This window comes from Streptomyces sp. NPDC004111, assembly GCF_042874215.1.
In the GTDB taxonomy this organism is placed as follows: domain Bacteria; phylum Actinomycetota; class Actinomycetes; order Streptomycetales; family Streptomycetaceae; genus Streptomyces.
The window spans coordinates 78,885-99,236 of record NZ_JBIAMU010000027.1; the positions used below are offsets into that span (position 1 = coordinate 78,885).

Annotated in this window: 16 protein-coding genes; 14 read left to right on the forward strand and 2 right to left on the reverse strand. The window is 71.3% G+C overall.

What is annotated here, in order from left to right; translation table 11 throughout:
- Positions 1-13: 13 nt before the first annotated feature.
- The 5 genes from ACFYVL_RS38790 to ACFYVL_RS38810 all read left to right on the forward strand — a co-directional run bounded on the left by ACFYVL_RS38790 (position 14) and on the right by ACFYVL_RS38810 (position 6,433).
- A complete protein-coding gene (locus ACFYVL_RS38790) occupies positions 14-1,510 on the forward strand; it encodes a sodium:solute symporter family protein (RefSeq protein ID WP_389253776.1) in 1,497 nt (498 codons plus the stop codon).
- 100 nt (positions 1,511-1,610) lie between these two features.
- On the forward strand, positions 1,611-2,558 hold the full coding sequence (locus tag ACFYVL_RS38795; RefSeq protein WP_389253697.1) for a 5-dehydro-4-deoxyglucarate dehydratase: 948 nt from the start codon (positions 1,611-1,613) through the stop codon (positions 2,556-2,558).
- Complete coding sequence (locus ACFYVL_RS38800; RefSeq protein ID WP_389253699.1) at positions 2,555-3,811, forward strand: glucarate dehydratase family protein; 1,257 nt, start codon at positions 2,555-2,557, stop codon at positions 3,809-3,811. The genes ACFYVL_RS38795 and ACFYVL_RS38800 overlap by 4 nt, the downstream gene beginning before the upstream one ends.
- Before the next feature lie 4 nt (positions 3,812-3,815).
- The gene (locus tag ACFYVL_RS38805) at positions 3,816-4,982 is read left to right on the forward strand and encodes a hypothetical protein (RefSeq protein ID WP_389253701.1); all 1,167 of its coding nucleotides are present in this window, start codon (positions 3,816-3,818) and stop codon (positions 4,980-4,982) included.
- Entirely contained in the window at positions 4,979-6,433 is a 1,455-nt protein-coding gene (locus tag ACFYVL_RS38810; protein ID WP_389253707.1) for an aldehyde dehydrogenase (NADP(+)), read from the forward strand. The genes ACFYVL_RS38805 and ACFYVL_RS38810 overlap by 4 nt, the downstream gene beginning before the upstream one ends.
- Positions 6,434-6,749: 316 nt before the next feature.
- Here ACFYVL_RS38810 and ACFYVL_RS38815 read toward each other — a convergent pair whose 3' ends face one another.
- Entirely contained in the window at positions 6,750-7,760 is a 1,011-nt protein-coding gene (locus tag ACFYVL_RS38815; RefSeq protein ID WP_389253709.1) for a hydroxyacid dehydrogenase, read from the reverse strand.
- 482 nt (positions 7,761-8,242) lie between these two features.
- Between ACFYVL_RS38815 and ACFYVL_RS38820 the strand changes: the two genes are divergently transcribed.
- The 9 genes from ACFYVL_RS38820 (at position 8,243) to ACFYVL_RS38860 (ending at position 18,913) form a co-directional block, all read left to right on the forward strand.
- Positions 8,243-9,571, forward strand: coding sequence for an extracellular solute-binding protein (locus ACFYVL_RS38820; protein ID WP_389253711.1), 1,329 nt, complete (start codon positions 8,243-8,245; stop codon positions 9,569-9,571).
- Complete coding sequence (locus tag ACFYVL_RS38825) at positions 9,568-10,539, forward strand: carbohydrate ABC transporter permease (RefSeq protein ID WP_389253713.1); 972 nt, start codon at positions 9,568-9,570, stop codon at positions 10,537-10,539. Before ACFYVL_RS38820 ends, ACFYVL_RS38825 begins: the two co-directional genes overlap by 4 nt.
- Positions 10,536-11,402, forward strand: coding sequence for a carbohydrate ABC transporter permease (locus tag ACFYVL_RS38830; protein ID WP_389253715.1), 867 nt, complete (start codon positions 10,536-10,538; stop codon positions 11,400-11,402). The genes ACFYVL_RS38825 and ACFYVL_RS38830 overlap by 4 nt, the downstream gene beginning before the upstream one ends.
- Before the next feature lie 157 nt (positions 11,403-11,559).
- Positions 11,560-12,897, forward strand: a complete 1,338-nt coding sequence (locus ACFYVL_RS38835; protein WP_389253717.1) for an alpha-L-fucosidase — start codon at positions 11,560-11,562, stop codon at positions 12,895-12,897.
- A gap of 34 nt (positions 12,898-12,931) precedes the next feature.
- The gene (locus tag ACFYVL_RS38840; protein WP_389253719.1) at positions 12,932-14,365 is read left to right on the forward strand and encodes a polysaccharide lyase 6 family protein; all 1,434 of its coding nucleotides are present in this window, start codon (positions 12,932-12,934) and stop codon (positions 14,363-14,365) included.
- A 267-nt stretch (positions 14,366-14,632) separates the two neighbouring features.
- Complete coding sequence (locus ACFYVL_RS38845; RefSeq protein ID WP_389253720.1) at positions 14,633-16,060, forward strand: chondroitinase-B domain-containing protein; 1,428 nt, start codon at positions 14,633-14,635, stop codon at positions 16,058-16,060.
- A gap of 103 nt (positions 16,061-16,163) precedes the next feature.
- Positions 16,164-17,015, forward strand: a complete 852-nt coding sequence (locus tag ACFYVL_RS38850) for a sugar phosphate isomerase/epimerase family protein (protein WP_389253722.1) — start codon at positions 16,164-16,166, stop codon at positions 17,013-17,015.
- Between the two features lie 29 nt (positions 17,016-17,044).
- Positions 17,045-17,710, forward strand: coding sequence for an SGNH/GDSL hydrolase family protein (locus tag ACFYVL_RS38855; RefSeq protein WP_389253724.1), 666 nt, complete (start codon positions 17,045-17,047; stop codon positions 17,708-17,710).
- A gap of 207 nt (positions 17,711-17,917) precedes the next feature.
- Positions 17,918-18,913, forward strand: coding sequence for an ABC transporter substrate-binding protein (locus ACFYVL_RS38860; protein WP_389253726.1), 996 nt, complete (start codon positions 17,918-17,920; stop codon positions 18,911-18,913).
- A gap of 121 nt (positions 18,914-19,034) precedes the next feature.
- Here ACFYVL_RS38860 and ACFYVL_RS38865 read toward each other — a convergent pair whose 3' ends face one another.
- The gene (locus ACFYVL_RS38865) at positions 19,035-20,228 is read right to left on the reverse strand and encodes an amidohydrolase (RefSeq protein ID WP_389253728.1); all 1,194 of its coding nucleotides are present in this window, start codon (positions 20,226-20,228) and stop codon (positions 19,035-19,037) included.
- Positions 20,229-20,352: the final 124 nt, after the last annotated feature.

The following is a 20,352-nucleotide window of genomic DNA, read 5'->3' on the forward strand; positions in this document are numbered from 1 at the left end:
CCTCGACTGGGCAATGGTGTGCGGCTACTTCGTGCTGATGGTGGTGATCGGCTGGTGGTCCCACCGGAGGGTCTCCAACGTCAGCGACTTCTTCACCGCCGGCGGCCGGATGCCCTGGTGGCTGGCCGGGATCTCCCACCACATGTCCGGCTACAGCGCGGTGCTCTTCGTGGCGTACGCGGGCGTGGCGTACACGAGCGGGATCACCGTCTACTTCTGGGGCTTCGCCAGCATCGGCATCGGTGTCGGCATCGGCAGCTGGCTCTTCGCCGCCCGGTGGAACCGGCTGCGCTCGAAGGTCGGCGTCGCCTCACCGCTCGAATACCTCGCCAAGCGCTACAACGTCCCCACACAACAGGCCCTCGCGTGGAGCGGCAGCCTGCTGAAGATCTTCGACATCGCGGCCAAGTGGTACGCCGTGGCGACCCTCCTCAACGTCTTCGCCGGAGTCCCCTACGTCTGGGGCATCCTTCTCACCGGCTCGGTCACCCTCGTCTACTGCACCGCCGGCGGCCTGTGGGCCGACGCGCTCACCGACTTCGGCCAGTTCGTGATCCAGGCCGTCGCCGCCCTCGTGATGATCTGGGTCATCCTCGGCAAGCTCGGCGGCGTCTCCGGACTCTGGACGATGTGGGCCAAGCTCCCCGAGGGCCACCTCGACCCCGCGACCGCCAAGTACACGACCGTCTTCCTGCTGGTCTACGTCCTGGTGAAGACACTTGAGTACAACGGTGGCATGTGGAACCTGGCGCAGCGCTACATGGCCGCCCCCAACACCCGCGAGGCACGTCGCGGCGCACGGCTCTCGTCGGCCCTCTACCTCCTGTGGCCGCCGGTCCTGATGTTCCCGATGTTCGCGGCCCCGCTGCTCGTCCCGGGGTTGGCGGACCCCAACACCTCGTACGCCGTGATGACCATGACGTTCCTGCCGCCCGGCCTGATCGGCCTCGTACTGGCCGGGATCTTCTCGCACACCATGGCGATGGTCTCCTCCGACGCCAACGCGATCTCGTCGGTGATCACCCGGGACATGCTGCCCGCCCTGTGGCGCCGGGCGAGGAGCTTCACCGAGGCAGAGGGGCTGCGGGCCGCCCGGACCTCCACCATCGTCTTCGTCGTCCTGACCATGGTGGTCGCCACCCAGGCACAGAACCTCGGCGGTGTCCTCCAGATCGTCGTCTCGTGGGTCGCGGCCCTGATGGGACCGATATCGGTCCCCCTGCTGCTCGGCATGCTCCCCGCCTTCCGCAACTGCGGGCCACGGGCGGCCCTGACCTCCTGGGCGGGCGGCCTGATCGCCTACGCCCTCTGCTACTACGTCCTCGCCGCCAACGCGACGGTCACCGTCGCGACACCCGTGCTCGTCTCCCTGGCCCTCTACGGCGGACTGGGGCTGCTCGCCCCCGAACGCAAGGAATCCACCGACGAGATGATCGAACTCGTCGGCAGGGAGGACGACGACACCACCGTCGGCGACGACCCACCGGCCCCGACAGCGGTACGCGCCTGAGCGCGGCCACCGGCCGCCCGGCGAACCCCGCAGCCACCAAGCCTCCTGCCCCTCATGACCCGCAAGCACGACCCTTCAAGAACGAAAGAGTGACAAGCTGATGGCACAACCCCACGTCGAGCTCGACGGCCTGCTCGCGTTCCCCCTCACCCCCTTCACCAGCGAACTCGCCGTCGACCTCGACGCGTTCGCCGAAACGGTCGAGAGGCACGTCGCGGCCGGCGCCGGAGCGCTGTTCATCGCCTGCGGAACCGGCGAGTTCAGCGCGACCACGCCCGACGAGCAGGCCGCGCTCCTGCGCAGGGCGCGCGAAGTGGTCGCCGGCCGGGTGCCGGTCTGGATGGGCGCCGGAGGCGGCGCCGCGACCGCACGGGCCGGCGTCGCGGCGGCCCAGGAAGGAAACGCCGACGGCGTGCTCCTCCTGCCGCCCTACCTCGTGTCCGGGCCGCCGTCCGGCCTCGTCGACCACGTGCGCCACGCGGTGCACGACACCACCGTCCCCGTCGTCGTCTACCACCGTGCCAACGGCGCCTTCACCCCCAGGTCCGCGCTCCAGCTGCTCGACATCCCCTCCGTGGCCGGTCTCAAGGACGGCGTCGGCGACGTCGAGCTGATGACCAGGATCGTCACCACCGTCCGCGGCTCGCAGTCGCCGCGGGCCGAGGAGTTCCTGTTCTTCAACGGCCTGCCGACCGCCGAGGTCTCCGCCCGCGCCTACCGGGCGATCGGCGTGGCCCGCTACTCCTCCGCGGTCCACTGCTTCGCCCCGGAGATCGCGATCCGCTTCCACGGAGCCCTCGCCGCGGGCGACGACAAGACCGTCGACGCACTGCTGAACGGCTTCTACCTGCCGCTGGTGGCGCTGCGCGACGAAACCCCGGGCTTCGCGGTCTCGCTGGTCAAGGCCGGCGCACGGCTGCGGGGCGACAGGGTCGGCGGCGTCCGGCCGCCGCTCGTCGAACCCACCGAGGAGCAGACCGACCGCCTGGCGAAGATCGTCAAGGACGGCCACGCGCTGCTCGCCGCACTGGAGGGCGACCTCCGATGAAGGTGCTCGACGTCGTCCTGACCCCGGTCGCGTTCCGCGACCCGCCCCTGCTCAACGCCATGGGCGTGCACGAGCCGTACGCACTGCGCAGCGTCGTCGAACTCCGCTGCGAGGACGGTGTGGTCGGACTCGGCGAGTCCTACGGCGACCTGGCCTTCCTCGACCAGGTGCGCAAGGTGCTGCCGGAACTGACCGGACACGACGTGTTCGACCTGCCCGGCCTGCGCCGCACCGTGACACGCGTACTGGGCGGCGCGGTGTTCGCCGACGAACACGGCCTCACCGGCGGCTTCTCGGTCAGCAAGACCATCGCCAGCGTGTACGCGCTGTTCGAGGTCGCCTCCCTGGACGCCCAGGGGCACTTCCTGGGCCGTCCCGTCGTCGACCTGCTCGGCGGACGCGTGCGCGACGAGGTCGACTTCTCCGCGTACCTCTTCTACAAGTACGGCGCGCACCTCGACGCGGCGCAGGACGACTGGGGCGAGGTGCTCACCCCGGAGGCCCTGGTCGGCGAGGCCGCGCGGATGATCGACCAGTACGGCTTCAAGTCGATCAAGCTCAAGGGCGGCGCGCTCGAACCCGACCGGGAGATGGACGGGATCCGCGCGCTGGCCGACGCATTCCCCGGCCGCCCGCTGCGCATCGACCCCAACGCCGCCTGGACGGTCGACACCTCGATCCGGGTCGCGCGCGAACTGGACGGCGTCCTGGAGTACCTGGAGGACCCCACCCCCGGCATCGACGGCATGGCGAAGGTCGCCGCCGAGGCGAACATGCCGCTGGCCACCAACATGTGCGTGGTGCGCTTCGAGGACATCGCACCTGCGTTCCGGGCCAGGGCCGTCGGGGTCGTCCTGTCCGACCACCACTTCTGGGGCGGCCTGCGCGACACCCAGGCGCTGTCGAAGACCTGCGAGGCCTTCGACGTCGGGCTCTCCATGCACTCCAACAGCCACCTCGGCATCAGCCTCGCCGCGATGGTGCACGTCGCCGCCGCCACCCCGCACCTGACGTACGCCTGCGACACCCACTGGCCCTGGCGCGGCGTCGACGTCGTCGCCCCCGGAGCACTGGAGTTCCGCGGCGGCGCGGTCGCCGTGCCCGACGGGCCCGGCCTGGGCATCGCACTGGACCCCGACGCACTGGCCAGGGCACACGAGGACTACGTCCGCTGCGGACAGACCAAACGGGACGACGTCACCTACATGCGCAGGTTCGTCCCCTCGTTCCAGCCCCACACGGCACGGTGGTGAAACGGTGCGCACCGTCGGATACGCCTACCCGTGGGACGTCCTGGACGCCCCCGGGTTCGTGGACCGGGCGCGGGACCTGGGGGTCGACGAGGTGGCCGTCGCCGTCTCGTACCACAGCGCCCGCGCCGCCACCCCCTGGTCACCCACGGGCACATCGGTCCTCGCCCGGCACGCGGCGCTCTACCGCCCGGTGCGCGAAGAGGCCTGGCACGGCGCCACCTTGCGCCCGGCCGCACCGGACTGGGTCGCCTCGCCCGACAGCGCGGGCGACGCCGTCCGCGTGCTGAACGCGGCCGGTGTGCCCGCCGCCGCCTGGATCGTGCTCACCCACGACTCCCGGCTGGGCACCCGGTTCCCCCAGTACGCCGTGCGCAACTGCTTCGGCGAGAGCTACCCGTGGGCACTGTGCCCCTCTCAGCCCGAGGTCCAGGCGTACGCGGCCACACTGACCGCCGTATCCCTGGCGGGCCTCGACGTCGCGTCGGTGGTCCTGGAGGCCTGCGGCCAGCTCGGTGCCGTCCACCAGCACCAGCACGAGAAGACCGACGGCGTCTGGTCGCCCGCCGTCGCCCGGCTGCTCTCCGTGTGCTGCTGCACGGCCTGCGCCGACGGCTGGACCGCGTCGGGCGCCGTCGCCGAGGACATCCGCGGCGCCCTGCGGAGCGAGGTCCGCCGCCTGGTGGACAGCGCCGACCTCTCCGCCACCGAGGACGAACTGCCCGACGGGATCAGGACCACGGTCCTCGAAACCCGGCAGCGGGGCACCGACCGGCTCCGACGCGGTGTGCTCGCCGCGATCGAACCCGGCACCAGGGTCGTCCTGCACGGATCGCCCGACCCCTGGGCGACCGGCGCGCTCCCCGGCCTGACCCCGGCCGCGGCCGACGACGTCGACGCCGTGGTCCTGCAGAACTGGCAGCCCGGCCCGGCCAGTGCCGACGCCGTCGCGCAGGCCCGGCAGCGGCTCCCGTCCCGCGTGGACGTCGGCAGCTACCTCACCGCCGTCGCCGCGAACCCGGTCCCCGACATGCGGGGCTACGTCACCGAACTGGCCGAGGCGGGCGCCACGGAGCTGCACCTCTACCACCTCGGTCTGGCCGGCCCCGGCCGCCTGCCGGACCTGCGCGCCGCCACGGAAGCGGCGCACGCATTCCCCAGGAAGGACTCATGACCCAGCGCACCGACCCCGCCGCCCTGGAGCGCGTACTCGCCGCCGCCGCGGCAGCGTCCGCACCGGCAGCCGCCTCGACCCCCGCCGAACGCGCGGCCTGGCTGACCGCCGCCGCCGACGCGCTCGACGGCGCGGCCGGGGAACTCATCGCGACGGCGGCGGCCGAGACGCACCTTCCGCCCGCACCGCGGCTGAAGGGCGAACTCGCCAGGACCACCTTCCAACTGCGCCTGTTCGCGGACGAACTCCACGACGGGCACTTCCTCGGAGCCACCGTCGACCACGCGGACGCCGCGTGGCCGATGGGCCCGCGCCCCGACATCCGCCGGATGCTGACGCCGATCGGCCCGGTGCTGGTGTTCGCCGCGAGCAACTTCCCCTTCGCGTTCAGCGTCGCCGGCGGGGACACCGCGTCCGCGCTGGCAGCGGGCTGCCCCGTCGTCCTCAAGGCGCACCCGGGCCACCCGGAACTGTCGCACCGCACCGGCACACTCGTGCACGACGCGCTGGTCGCGGCCGGGGCACCGGACGGGATCTTCGCGGTCGTCCACGGCGTCGACACCGGGGTCACCGCACTGCGCGACCAGCGGATCGCGGCAGCCGCTTTCACCGGTTCGGTGCCGGGCGGACGCGCCCTGTTCGACATCGCCAACAGCCGCCCCCACCCGATCCCGTTCTACGGCGAACTGGGCAGCGTCAACCCGGTCGTCGTCACCCCGGGCGCGGTCGCGGCCCGCGGCGAAGAGGTCGCGCGGGCGTACGTGGCGTCGTTCACCCTGGGCGCCGGCCAGTTCTGCACCAAGCCCGGCCTGCTCCTCCTGCCGGAGGGCCACGGGCTCGACGACACCTTGCGAACGGCGGTCTCCGCCGTCGCCGCCCAGCCGATGCTCAACGAGCGCATCGCGCAGGGCTACACCCGCGCGGTCTCCGAACTGCGCGGGGTGCCCGGTGTGGAGACGCTGGCGGAGCCCACACAGGACGGTCCTGAGTTCTCTCCCGCCCTGCTGGGCATCAGCGGCAAGGAGTTCCTCGCCGCGGGCACACAGGTGCACCAGGAGTGCTTCGGCCCCGCGTCGCTGGTGGTCACCTACGCCGATGCGGCCGAACTCGCGCGCCTGCTCGACGCACTCGAACCAGGGCTCACCGCGACCGTGCAGGGCGAGGAGAACGAAGCCGAACTGGTCCGCGGTCTGCTGCCCGCGCTCGTCCAGCGGGCGGGCCGGCTGCTGTGGAACGAATGGCCGACCGGAGTCACGGTCAGCTGGGCGCAGCAGCACGGCGGCCCCTACCCGGCCACCACCGCGCCGACGTCGACCTCCGTGGGCACCGCCGCCGTCGAACGCTTCCTCAGGCCCGTGGCCTGGCAGGGCTTTCCCGACGCGCTGCTGCCGGACGCGCTGCGCGACGCCAATCCCTGGCAGCTGCCGCGCCGCACGGACGGGAAACGCTAGGACGTACGCGATGACTCCAGGGGGCCGGGCGGCCTCTGCGCACGCCCGGCGCCATGCGCCGCCCGCCGGGCCGGGCGGGCCCGGCAGCCGTGCCGGGCCGGGCCGCGCCCGACGCCGCTGCGGGCCCGTGCGTCGTAAGGACCGCCGATCGGGGCCGATCCCGGTGGGCGGCCTCGGCGCGCCCGTGGAACAGGTGCTCCACGGCCCCGGTGCCCGCGTCGCGCGGGCATCGGAACGTGGTGCGGGAGCGGGGCCGAGGGGGGCGTGGACGCCTCGCAGGGTGTGCCGGGCCGTAGGCCCCCACGCCCCCCTGCGGTCAGGCCAGCGAGGCGGCGCGCGCCGGGTCGATGGCGTGCTGGAGCGGCCGGCCCTCGGTGAAGCGGCACAGCTCGTCGAGCACGAGGTGTCCGAGGCGGTTGCGTTCGGCGCCCATCGCACCGCCGATGTGGGGCGTCAGGACCACGTTGGGGAGGTCGAAGAGAGGCGAGTCGGCGGCGGGCGGTTCCGGGTGCGTGACGTCGAGCACGGCCGTGAGGTCGGGCCTGGCGCGCAGTACCCGCGCCGCGGCCGTCTCGTCGACCAGTGCGCCGCGCGCCGTGTTGATCAGGGTCGCGCCCGGCCCCAGGGAGTTCAGCAGCCGCTCCCCGACGGTGCCGCGGGTCTCCGGCAGCAGGGGCGCGTGGAGGCTCACCACGTGGCAGGTGGCGAAGAGTTCCTCGATGCCGACGAGCCGGACGCCGGCCTGCCGTGCCGTCTGGGCGGAGGCGACGGGGTCCGTGGCGAGGACCTCGACGTTGAAGCGGCCGAGGTGGGCCGCGACGAGCCTGCCGATGTGCCCGAGTCCCAGCAGGCCCACCCGCGACCGGTAGGCGCCCGGCACGGCGACGTCGCGCGGGTAGCTGCGGCTGCTCGCCATGTCCCGCGCGATCCGGTGCACCTGCTTCAGCCCGAGGAGGACCTGGGCGAGGGTGAACTCCGCCACCGGCACGGCGTTGGCCGCGGCGGCGGAGACGATCGGTATGCCGCGCTCCCAGAACGCGGGCGTGGTCAGGTGCCGGACGGAGCCCGCCGCGACGAGGACGGCCCGCAGCCGGGGCGCGTGCCCCAGGAGCGCCTCGTCGAGCACGGGCGCTCCCCAGCCCGTGAGCAGGACGTCGACCCCGGCCAGCACCGAGGGGTCCTCGGCGAGCTGCTGCCGGGTGAGGGGCGGTCCCTGCCACTGCACGAGCCGGTCGATCCCGGCCAGTACCTCGGGCGGATAGACGTCCGCGCGGCGCTCTTCCTCCATGACCAACAGGGCTGTCGGTACGGTGGCCGGCTCGTTCATGTCGGTGCTCTCCTCTGCCTGTTCACTGGCGGGCCCGTCGGCCGACCCGGCCAACGGGCGCAGGTCGGGTGCGTGAGTAGGTGTCGGGCTGGATGTCGCGGACTGGCGTGGTTCGTCCACCACTGGGGCCAGGCGACTCGCTCGGACCATACATCGGATCACTGGAATGTCATCGCCCCAAGAGCGCACGGTCCGTTCCGCACCGGGGAAACCCCGTCCGGAGCGTTCCGCATCCACCTCTGGGCAGGGCGAATTTTTCCGTGGATGATTGACCTTTCCCTCGGTCAGCCGATACTTGCGGGGGGTCGGCCGACGGTTTGCGCGAGCACTCCGGCAAGGCCCGGGAAAGCGTGTCCGTGCGGTTACCCGCCGACTGCGGAAATCTTTATATTCATCGGACTGTTGACCGCTGATTCGGACCCCGTTACCTTCCCAGCAAGCGCTTTCTATGCCAACTGGGCAACAGCGAAACGGGAGTTGTCATGCAGCGATTGCGATGGATCAGCGCGGGCCTTCTCGCCTCATCTCTGGTCCTCACCAGCTGTACATCCGGTCCTGCGGGAGTGAACGCCAAGCAGGACTCCACATCGCCGCTGGAGCTCTGGACCAGGACCAAGCCCGGCGGACCGGGGGAGCAGGGCACCCTCAAGCTCGCCAAGGCCTTCGAGAAGGCCACCGGCTACAAGGTCAAGGTCACGGCGATCTTCGACGACTTCGAGACCAAGCTCCAGCAGCGGGCCGCACAGCGGAACCTCCCCGACATCGTCATGAACGACGTGACGCAGCTCGGGGCCATGCACAGCCAGGGCCTGCTCCGCGAGATCGACCTGGACAAGGTCAAGAACGGCAAGAACCTCATCGGCCAGAGCCTGGACTCCGGCAAGAGCGTGGACGGCAAGCAGTACGCACTGCCGTACTCGGCGCAGGCGTCCGCCCTGCTCATCCGCAAGGACTGGCGGCAGAAGCTGAAGCTCGGCGTCCCGCAGTCCTGGGCCGACTTCGCCGCGATGGCCAAGGACTTCACCACCAAGGACCCCGACGGCAACGGCAAGCAGGACACCGCCGGCCTCGCCGCCCCCCTCTCCACCAAGCGCGGCTACGCCTCCTGGTACTTCTCCAACTTCCTGTGGGCCGCGGGCGGCGACTTCATCACCGAGTCCGGCAAGGGCAAGTACAAGCCCGCGATGACCAGCAAGGCGTCCGTCGAGGCCATGCAGTGGTTCCGCGACCTCGGCTGCCAGGCCAAGGCCGTCCAGCCGGGCTCGGTGACCATGGACACCCCGCCGACCAACGAGACGTTCGAGGCGGGCAAGGCCGGCATGTACGTCGTCGGCCCGTACATGCTGCCGCGGTTCGACGAGAGCCTCGGCAAGGACAAGTACGAGGTCGTGCCCATGCCCAAGGGGCCCAAGGACGCCACCGTCCTCGCCGAGGGCGGCTCGGTCTACCTGATGGCCGGCTCCGAGAACCAGGCCGGCCAGGACGCCTTCGCCGACTACGCGGTCTCCGAACCCGGCCAGAAGACAGGCATGGAGGGCGACACCGGCTTCGTCGTCCAGCTCCCCGTCAACAAGACGGTGAACATCTCCCAGGTCCGCCCCGACCCCCGCTGGAAGACCTACTCCGAGGTGTATCAGGGCTCCGGCCGCTACGCGCCGTCAATCCCGAACTGGACCCCGGTGCGCCAGGCCACGGCCGACACCGTGAACGCCCTGATGGCCGACTGCAGCCTGAACATCGCGACCAAGCTGGCCGACCTCGACAAGCAGCTCGCCGGCATTCTCAAGGAGCAGGGGATCGCCGCGTCATGAGTCTCGACCAGGCTGATCCGGCCGCCCCCGCGGCGGCCGGCCCCGCCACCCGCACCACGGGCCGCCGGGGCGAAGGCGCCGTCGGCCGCCGGAAGAACGGCCGCAGGTCGGGCCGCTGGTGGACGCCCTGGCTGTTCCTCGCCCCCGCCCTGCTGCTCTTCCTGTACTTCAAGTTCATCCCCATGGTCAACGCACTGACCATGTCCTTCCAGGAGGTTCAGCCCTACCTGGGGAACAAGTGGGTCGGCACCGAGAACTACTCCACGGTGCTCCAGTCCGAAGGCTTCCGCGAGGCCGCGTGGCACACCGTCGTCCTCGCCGCCGGGCAGACCGCGGGCTCGATGGCCCTCGGTCTCGCCCTCGCCCTGCTGATGGAGGGACAGAGCCGCCGCCTGGGCTTCGTACGCTCCGCGGCGTTCCTCCCCGTGGTGGTGCCCATCGCGGTCGTCGCCGAACTGTGGCGGATCATGTACCACCCGACCGAGGACGGGATGCTCAACTCCATCCTCGGCCTGGTCGGGTTCGGCCCCTCCGGATTCATCAACGACCCCGACTCCTCGATGGCCTCCATCATGCTCACCGGCATCTGGCGGGGCGCCCCCTACGACATGATGATCTTCCTTGCCGGTCTGACCAGCGTGGACCGCGGCCTGTACGAGGCCGCCAAGGTCGACGGAGCGTCCCGGCTCCAGCGGGTGTGGTACGTGACGGTGCCCGGACTGCGCTCGGTGTTCTCGATCCTGTTCATCCTCGCCGCGATCCGCGGACTGCGGGTGTTCACCGAGGTGTTCCTGCTGACCAACGGAGGGCCCGACGGCTCCACCGAGGTCGTCATGACCCTCATCTACAAGCTCGGACTGGAGCAGAACCGGCTCGGCGTCGGCGCGGCGGGAGCGGTCCTGCTGTTCGGCGCGACCCTGATCCTGACCGTCGTCGTCCAACTGCTGCGGCGGAGGGAAAGCAAATGAACGCGCCGACCGAGACCGCGCTGGGTCTGACCGAGAGCCGCAGCGCCGGCGGACGGATCCTGAAGGCCGTCATCTACCTGCTGGTCCTGATCGTCTTCGGCGGACCGCTGCTGGCCCTGCTCGTCAGCGCCTTCGGCAACGTCAAGGACCCCACCCAGCTGAGTGTGATCCCCTCGGGAATCTCCCTGGACAACTTCAGGATCGCGTTCGACCAGGGCGTGCTCGCGTACCTGCTGAACTCGTTCTTCGTGGTCGGCTTCGGGCTGCTGCTCCAGGTGGCCGTGTCCGTCCTGGCCGGATACGCGCTGGCCCGGAAGGTCTTCCCCGGCATGACGGTGGTGCTCGTCGCGATCCTGGCGACGCTGATGCTGCCCGAGGAGATCCTGGCGCTCCCGCTGTCCCTGATCCTCGCCGACCTGCCGGTCCTGCACTTCAACCTCATCGGCACGCTGGCCGGAATGATCGTCCCGCTGGGCGCCTGGGGCTTCTCCATCCTGGTGATGACCGAGTTCATGAAGGACGTGCCCCGCGAACTGGAGGAGGCCGCCCGCATCGACGGCGCCGGTGACCTGCGTATCTTCTTCCAGATCATCCTGCCGATGTGCAAGCCGGCCCTGGGAGTCATCGGAGTCTTCGGCTTCACCATGATCTGGGACCAGTACCTGCTGCCCCTCCTCGTCTCGGTCGACTCCTCCTCCTACACGCTCCCGCTGGCACTGCGGACCCTGCGGATCGACCCCGACGTCACCCCCGGCGTGGTGCTGGCCGCCGCCCTGCTGGCCCTGCTGCCCTCCGTGATCGTCTTCCTGTTCTTCCAGCGCTCCTTCGTCAGCGGCCTGTCCTCCGGCGCCCTGAAGGGCTGACCCGCGACAGAGGCGACCCGCCTGCCCGGCCCGGCCGCACAGACGTCCCGGCCGGGCACCCGGAATACGTCCGCACACCCCCGTACCCCGTACCACCGGCAGCCCTCCCCGCCGTACCGCACCCGCACCGGACGGCGACGACAAGGAGCGATCGAGCATGACCCCGCACACCGACACCCCGCCGGCGCACGCCACCGAAACCCCGGCCGCCGCAGCAGCCCCGGAGACCTCCTGGTTCACCTCCGCCCGGTTCGGCATGTTCGTCCACTGGGGCCTCTACTCCCTCGCCGCACGGCACGAATGGGTCAAGAACCGGGAGGAGCTGACCGACGAGCAGTACCAGGTCTACTTCGACCACTTCGACCCCGACCGCTACGACCCGGTCCAGTGGGCCAGGGCGGCCAGGGCGGCGGGCATGCGGTACGTCGTCCTCACCGCCAAGCACCACGACGGCTTTTGCCTGTGGGACAGCGCCCACACCGAGTACAAGGTCACCAACACCCCCTACGGCCGCGACCTCGTCGGACCGTTCGTCGAGGCGTGCCGCGCCGAGGGGCTCAAGGTCGGCCTCTACTACTCGCTGATCGACTGGCACCACCCCTCCTTCCCCGTGGACGGCACCCACCCGCAGCGCGACGACGAGGAGTTCAAGGCGAAGCACGCCGACCGGGACATCCGCGACTACCAGCGCTACCTGCACGGCCAGGTCCGCGAACTGCTCACCTCCTTCGGCCGCGTCGACTACCTGTTCTTCGACTTCTCCTACGCCGGGCGCACCTGGTGGGGCGGCAAGGGGCCCGACGACTGGGACTCCCCGAAGCTCCTGGAGACGGTCCGCGAACTCCAGCCGCACATCCTCGTCAACGACCGCACCGGCCTGCCCGGCGACTTCGTCACCCCCGAGCAGTACCAGCCCTCGGGACCGATGACCCAGGACGGGCGACCCGTGCTCTGGGAGGCCTGCCAGACCCTCAACGGGAGCTGGGGCTACGACCGCGACAACCTCGACCACAAGAGCGCCGACCTGCTGATCCGCATGCTCGTCGACGGGGTGTCCAAGGGCGGCAACCTGCTGCTCAACGTGGGCCCCGACGGCCGCGGCGCACTCGACGCGCGCGACACGGCGATCCTCGCGGAGATCGGCCGCTGGACGGACCTGCACGAGAGGTCGGTACGCGGCTGCGGCCCCTCCCCGTACACCGCCCCCGCCGAATGCCGGTACACCCAGCGCGGCGACCGGCTCTACGTCCACCTCTTCGCCTGGCCGCCGCGCCATCTGCACCTGCCGGGCCTCGCCGGCCGGGTGCGCTACGCCCAGCTGCTGAACGACGCGTCCGAGATCGTCCCCGTCCACATCGACCCGGACCGGCCCGCGGTCAACACCGAGATGGGCGGACAGCCCGCCGGGACGCTCACCCTCCAGATCCCGGTCCGGCGCCCCGACACCCCCGTACCCGTCATCGAACTGTTCCTGGACCCCGCGGCCGGCTGTTGAGCCGGGCCCCGATCCACCACCTCACGGAGGCACCATGCAACGCCGCACGTTCCTCAGAGGCACCGCGGCAGGGGCGGCGCTGGCCGCCGCCCCCGTCGGAGGACTCCTGACCGCAACCGCGACGGCGGCCCCGGCCACCGTCGGCTCGCTGGACGAACTCCGCGCCGCGATCGACCGGGCACGTCCGGGCGACCGGATCGTCGTCGCCGACGGCACCTACACCGTCCCCACGGGCCGGCCCCTGGCCGTCCGGAACAAGCGGGGCACCGCACACGCGCCCATCACCGTCACCGCCCAGACCCGCGGCGGCGTCGTACTGGACGGCGAGCAGAGCTTCGTGTTCGAGGCGTCCCGCCACATCACCCTCAGCGGCTTCTCCTTCCGCCAGAGCAGCACCCTGGACATACCCCCGGACTGCGCGCACATCAGGCTCACCCGCAACGACTTCCAGCTGGCCGACATCGAGGGCCTGCACTGGCTGATGGTGCGCGCCGACGACAGCAAGGTCGACCACAACCACTTCCACGGCAAGAGCACGCTCGGCATCTACCTCGGCATCGAGGGCGCCGGCGAATCGGGGATGGCGCAGCGCGTCCACGTCTACCGCAACTACTTCTCCGACCACACCTTCACCGGGTCCAACGGCGGCGAACCGATCCGGCTCGGCGTCAGCCCACGGGCCCTGTCCAGCGCCCACGCGGTCGTGGAGTACAACCTGTTCGAGCGGTGCAACGGCGACCCCGAGGCCATCTCGGTGAAGTCCTCGGACAACACGATCCGCTGCAACACCATCCGTGACAGCTTCGGCGGGATCGTGCTGCGGCACGGCAACCGCACCAGGGTGGAGGCCAACCACCTCGTCGCGGGCACGGAAGGCGTACGGATCTACGGCAACGACCACGTCGTCGTCAACAACTACCTCGCCGGGCTGTCCGGCCGCGCCCTGGTGATCGGCAGCGGCTCGGAGCGCGACCACGTGCCGGGCGAGACACCGGAGGCGCGGCGCGGCAACGACGCGGCCGACCGGGTCCTCATCGCGTACAACACCCTGGTCAACAACCAGGGCACCCTCTCCGGGGAGAGCCAGCGCCCGCACGAGCCCAGGGACGTCACCGTCGCCGACAACCTGCTCGTCGCCGACACCGGCCAACTGGTCGCGATGGCGAACACCGTACGTTTCACCTGGTCGGGCAACCTGCTGTGGGGAGCCGCGGCCGACGGCAACATCCCCGCGGGCGGCGGCACCCGTACCGACCCCAAGCTGGTGGCCGGCCCGGACGGCATCCTGCGGCCGGCCGCCGACAGCCCGGCGATCGACGCCGGCACGCTGCGGTGGCCGCCCGTCACCCACGACATCGACGGGCAGCCGCGCGGCCGGTTCCGGGACGTGGGCGCCGACGAGTACTCCCGCCGCCCCTCGCGGCGCAGGCCGCTGACCCCGGCGGACGTGGGCCCGCAGGCGGTCTGAGCACACCCGACACCCGCGTACGAGGGTCGGCCGGGCCCGCCCCGGCCGACGGGCGACCGTCGCGCAGGCTGCTGTGCCGGGCCCGTCCGTCCCACGGGCGACCGTCGCGTACGCAGGTGTGCCGGGCCCGTGCGTCCCACGGGCCGCGGACGCAGGTTTGCCGGGTACGTCCGTCCGACGGGCACCCCCCACGCTCGCCGAGGACTCCCGGTCGCACTCCGGAGGGCCTGGACCCGCCGGTACTTTCCCGCTCGCACAGGAGGCATCATGCAACGACGCACGTTCCTCAGAAGCACCGCGGTGGCAGCACTCGCTGCCGTACCCCTGTCCACCTCGCTGTCGGGGAGCGCATCGGCGGCCGACATACCGGTCGCCTCCCTGGCCGAACTCCAGAGCGCGATCAACGCCGCCGTCCCCGGCGACCGGATCGTCGTCGCCGACGGCACCTACACGGTGCCGTCGGGGGGCGCGATCAACGTGTCCGGCAAGCACGGCACCAGCGACGCACAGATCACCATCGTCGCCAAGACCCGTGGCGGAGTCGTCCTTCGCGGCGGCAACAGCTTCGTCTTCAGCAATTCGAGCAACATCACGGTCAGTGGCTTCGCCTTCCGCCAGAGCACCACGATGGACATCCCCGCGAACTGCTCGTCGATCCGGCTGACCCGGAACGACTTCCAGTTCGCGGACGACGGCGACGCGGACTGGCTCGTCGTACGGGCGAGCGGCACGAAGGTCGACCGGAACCACTTCCACGACAAGACCACCATCGGCCTCTTCCTCATCCTCGACGGCTCCGGCTCGACCGGCATCGCCCAGAACCTGCACGTCTTCAAGAACCACTTCTCCGACCACAGTTTCCCGGGGGACAACGGCGGCGAGCCGGTCCGGCTCGGGGCCAGCAACTGGGCGCTGTCCGACGCCAAGGCGACGGTGGAGTACAACCTGTTCGAGCGCTGCGACGGCGATCCCGAGGCGATCTCGGTGAAGTCCTCGGCCAACACCGTCCGGTACAACACCGTCCGCGACAGCGTCGGCGGGATCGTGCTGCGGCACGGCAACCGCAACCGGGTGGAGGGCAATTTCCTGATCGGCGGCAAGGACGGCATACGCCTCTACGGAAACGACCACGTCGTCGTCAACAACTACCTCAGCGGTCTGTCGGGCAACGCGATGGTCGTCGGCAGCGGTTCCACGCGTGACCACCACCCGGGTGAGACGAAGGAGGAAAGAAGGGGGAACGACGCCTGCGACCGCGTGGTGATCGTGCACAACTCCCTGCTGAACAACGCCGGCACGCTCTCGGGCGAGACCCGGACCTACGAGCCCAAGGACGTCGTCGTCGCCGACAACCTGCTGGTCGGCGACTCGGGCAGCCTCGTCTCGATGGGCGCCACCACCGGATTCACCTGGAAGACCAACATGCTGTGGGGCGCCGCGGGCAACGGCAACATCCCCTCCGGCGGCTTCACCCGGGCCGACCCCCGGCTCGCCCAGGGCCAGGACGGCGTCCTGCGACTGACCGCGGGCAGCCCCGCGATCGGCGCCGCCACGTCGGCCGACCCGGCGGTGGCCGACGACATCGACGGCGACCAGCGGGGCAGCACCCGCGACATCGGCGCCGACGAGTACGCGACCACCCCCGCCCTCCGGCACCCGCTCACCCCCGCGGACGTCGGCCCGAACGCCCCCTGACCGCCGCCCGCCGACGGGGCGCGGAGGACCCGGTCCATCCGCGCCCCGCCAGCGGGCCGACCGCACCACAACTCCCGCAGGACCACCGCAGGAAGGCAGAGAAGTGACCGAGCAGAACAGGCCCAGCGCGCCCGAAGACGCCCCGGGCCGCCCGCCGGCCGGGCCCGGTACCGGTGCGCCCAGGCTCGGCCTGTGCTCGGTCACCTTCCGCCGCCTGCCCGCCGCGGAGGTCGCGCGCAGCGCCGCGGACGCGGGCCTGGAAGTGGTCGAGTGGGGAGCCGACGTACACGCACCACCGGAGGAACCCGACACCGTCCGAGCGGTCCGCGAGGTCACCGACCGGTTCGGGCTCACCTGTTGTTCGTACGGCTCGTACTTCCGCGCCACCCCCGGCGAACTGGCCCGGTTCCCGGCCGTCGCCCGTGCCGCCGCCCTGCTCGGGGCACCGCGGATACGGGTCTGGGCGGGTGGCACCGGATCGGCGGACACCCCGCCGGACGAGCGGCGCACGACCGTGACCTGTCTGCGGGAAGCGGGCCGGATCGCTGCCGACCACGGACTGGAACTCGCGACGGAGTTCCACTCGCGCACCCTCACCGACACCGTCGCCTCCACCGCCCGGCTGCTGGACGAGGTCGGCGCGGACAACGTACGCACCTACTGGCAGCCGCCGCTCGACGTCCCCGACGCGGAGGCGCTGGCGGGGCTCGCCGAACTCGGCGACCGGGTCGGCGCCGTGCACGCCTTCTCCTGGTGGCCGGGGAACACCCGGCTGCCGCTGACCGCGCGCGAAGACCTGTGGGCGGCGGTGTTCCGCCTGCTGCACGGCAGGGAGATCGAAGCGCTGCTGGAGTTCGTGCCGGGCGACGATCCCGCGGTGCTCGGGCGCGAAGCGGGCACACTGCGCCGCGTCGCGGCGCAACGGCCGATTCCCCAGCCCCGGGTTCAGCCCTGAGTTCCTCCGACGCCACCAGGACGGCACACATGCACTTCGACGACAACGACACACTTCTGTTCATCGGTGACTCCATCACCGACGCGGGCCGCGACCGGGCGGACGCCGCGTCCCTCGGCAACGGCTACGTCCGCGAGATCGCCCGGACCCTGCGCAACCGGGCGAACGCGGGGCGCTCCGCCACCCCGGGCGGCATGCCCCGCGTCGTCAACAAGGGCCTCAACGGCAACCGCGTGTACGACCTCGCGTCCCGCTGGACCGCCGACGTCACCGACCTGCGGCCCACCGTCGTCACGGTCAAGATCGGCATCAACGACACCTGGCGGCGGTACGACAGGGGGCTGCCCAGCCCGGTGGACGAGTTCGAGGCGTGCCTCGACCGCCTCCTGTCGGACACCGCGCACACCCTCGCCGCGCGGCTGGTCGTCATCACGCCCTTCCTGCTCCCGGTCACCCCGGAGCAGGAGGAGTGGTTCGAGGACCTGCTGCCCCGTACGGAAGCCGTTCTGCGGGTGGCCCACGGCAACGGAGCCGAGGTGGTCCGGGCGGACGAGGTGCTGCGCCGCGCGGCACAGGACCGGGAAGCGGCGGAACTCGCCCCGGACGGCGTCCACCCGAGCCCCCTCGGCCACCGCCTGATCGCCGACGCCTGGCTCACCACGGTCGGCTCCCGCACTCCGGACCGCCTGGGGTAGCCGCCCGCAGGAGGTGCCCGGCACCGGCTTTCCGGCGATTCGGTACGAGTTCGAGATCTTGTGTGGACGTCACCCCTCCCAAGTGGGCATAAGGTAAGGCTAACCTTAGCCAGCGTGACCGGCTGTGAAGTGCCCTGTGGGCCCCTCGCGGTCCCGCGACCGGCGAACCGGTCCCGTATGCCCACTATTTGACGCCCGGAGTTCCCCATGACCGTGTCCCTCAGACTTTCGACGACCGCTGCGCGCCGTGCCGTGCGCACCGTTGCCGCACTCGGAGCGGTTGCCCTGCTGGTCACCGGCTGCGGCTCGGAGACGGACGCGGGCAAGTCGGAGGCGAAGGGGAAGGCCGACGCCGCCGCCGGGACGCGCACCGTGAAGGACGCCACCGGCCGTGCGGTGCAGGTGCCCGCCAACCCCCAGCGCATCGTGACCCTCACTCAGGAGGACCTGGACGCCGTACTGGCCCTGGGGCTCAAGCCCGTCGGCATCACCAACGGGCAGGGCCTGAACAAGCCGCCGGCCTACCTCGCCGACAAGGTCGCCGGTACGGAGATCGTCGGCAACCTCCTCCAGCCGGTCATGGACAAGGTGATCGCCGCCAAGCCGGACCTGATCCTGGCAGGGGACATGCAGGACGAGCAGGTGCTCAAGCAGCTGCGCGAGATCACTCCGGCCACGCTCGTCACGATGGCGCCCACCGACACCTGGCAGCTGTCGCTCATGGGCGTCGGCAACGCGGTCAACAAGCTCTCCGTGGCGCAGAAGGTCGTCAGCGACTACAAGGCGAACGCCACGGCGGCGGGGGAGAAGCTCGGCAAGAACAAGGGTGCCGAGGTCTCGATCGTCCGCTGGAACCCGGACGGCCCGAGCTGGATGGAGAAGAAGCAGTTCGCCAGCGGCATCGCCCTGGACATGGGCCTCAAGCGGCCCAAGGCGCAGGACAAGGACGGCAACGCGCACACCCCGGCACTCAGCCTGGAGAAGATCAACGAGGTCGACGGCGACTGGCTCTTCCTCTCCACGCTGACCGCCGACGGCGACAAGGCGTTCAAGGACGTCCAGGAGAAGCCCGCGTACAAGCAGCTCGGCGCGGTCAAGGCCGGACATGTCGTCACCGTCAACGGCTCGGTGTGGTCGACGCGCGGCGGTCCGCTGGCGGCGCAGACCGTCATCGACGACATCAGCAAGGCGCTCGGCAAGTAGGCGGCGGGCGGGCACGGGGTGAGGGCCGGTGTCCCCGGACACCGGCCCTCACCCCGTCGCGCTGTCACACGCTCACGCGGACGGTGGCGTCACGCGGACGCCGCGTCACAGGCTCGGCGCGTCACGCGCGCGCGGACTTGGCCGCCGCGAAGTCCGCGGCCGTCCACGCCATGCCCACCGCTCCGTCCAGCAGCGCCTGTTCGGCCTCCGCCGAGACGGCCGCATCGACGAAACCGGGCTGGTGCGGACCGCAGGCCCCGGTGCCGCCGGTGATGTCCAGCACCGGGTGGATGGAGGGCACGACGTGCGACACGTTGCCCATGTCCGTGCAGGCGAAGGGCTCGGGGGTCTGCGGGGCGGCCCGGCCGAGCCTGGCCGCGTTCGCCTTCCACAGGTCGATGAGCAGCGGATCGCCGCGGAAGTCGAGGTAGTCGGGCTCCGGCCGCTCCAGGGTCACTTCGCATCCCGTGGCGACGGCGCCGCCGCGGAAGCACGCCTCGACCCGTTCGCGCAGCTCCCGCAGGTCCTCGGCGGCGGACGCGCGGATCTCGTACTCGGCGGTGGCCCGGTCCGGGATGAGGTTGGGCCGGGTGCCGGCGCCGGTGGTGACGCCGTGCACCTTCCAGTGCGGCGGGAGCTGCTGGCGCAGCAGGCCGAGCGCCACCTGGGCGACGGTCAGCGCGTCGGCGGCGTTACGGCCCTCGTGGGCGTTGAGGCTCGGGTGCGCGGAGCGACCGGTGTACGTCACCGAGAGCGTGCCCAGCGCGAAGGACCGGAACTCCGCCACTTCGAACGGGCACGGGTGCACCATCATCGCCGCGTCGACCCCGTCGAACGCACCCGCCTCCAGCAGCAGTGCCTTGCCGGCCCCGCGCTCCTCCGCCGGGGTGCCCACCACTCGCACGGTGAGGCCGAGCCGGTCCGCGAACGGGGCCAGCCCGAGCGCCGCGCCCACACCGGCGGCGGCTATCAGGTTGTGCCCGCAGGCATGGCCGAGGTCGGGCAGTGCGTCGTACTCGCAGACGACGGCGACGGTCAGCGGCCCGCCGCCGCAGGTGGCGACGAAGGCGGTGTCGAGTCCGAAGGCGGGTGCGGTGACCTCGAAGCCCCCCTCCGCCAGGACTTCGGCGCACCAGGCCGCGGCGCGGTGCTCCTCGAACGCCGTCTCCGGCGCGGCGTGAATGCGTCTGCTGAGCGCCAGCAGCGTCTCCCGGCCGTCGAGGATCCCGGTGCGCAACCGCGCCTTCAGCTCCTCGTCGGCCGTCGCCGCGTCCGCTCCAACGGCGTTGCGCGCGGGGGACTGTGGGGTGTTCATCGGCGCCTCTGCTCTCCCGGACCACGAAGGTCCAGCTGCTTCGTGTCCCGGTCGGGGACCCTGCTTCTCACCTGGAAAAAGATAGCTTAGGCTTACCTAAGTTCGCGCCCGGCTCTCGGTGCGC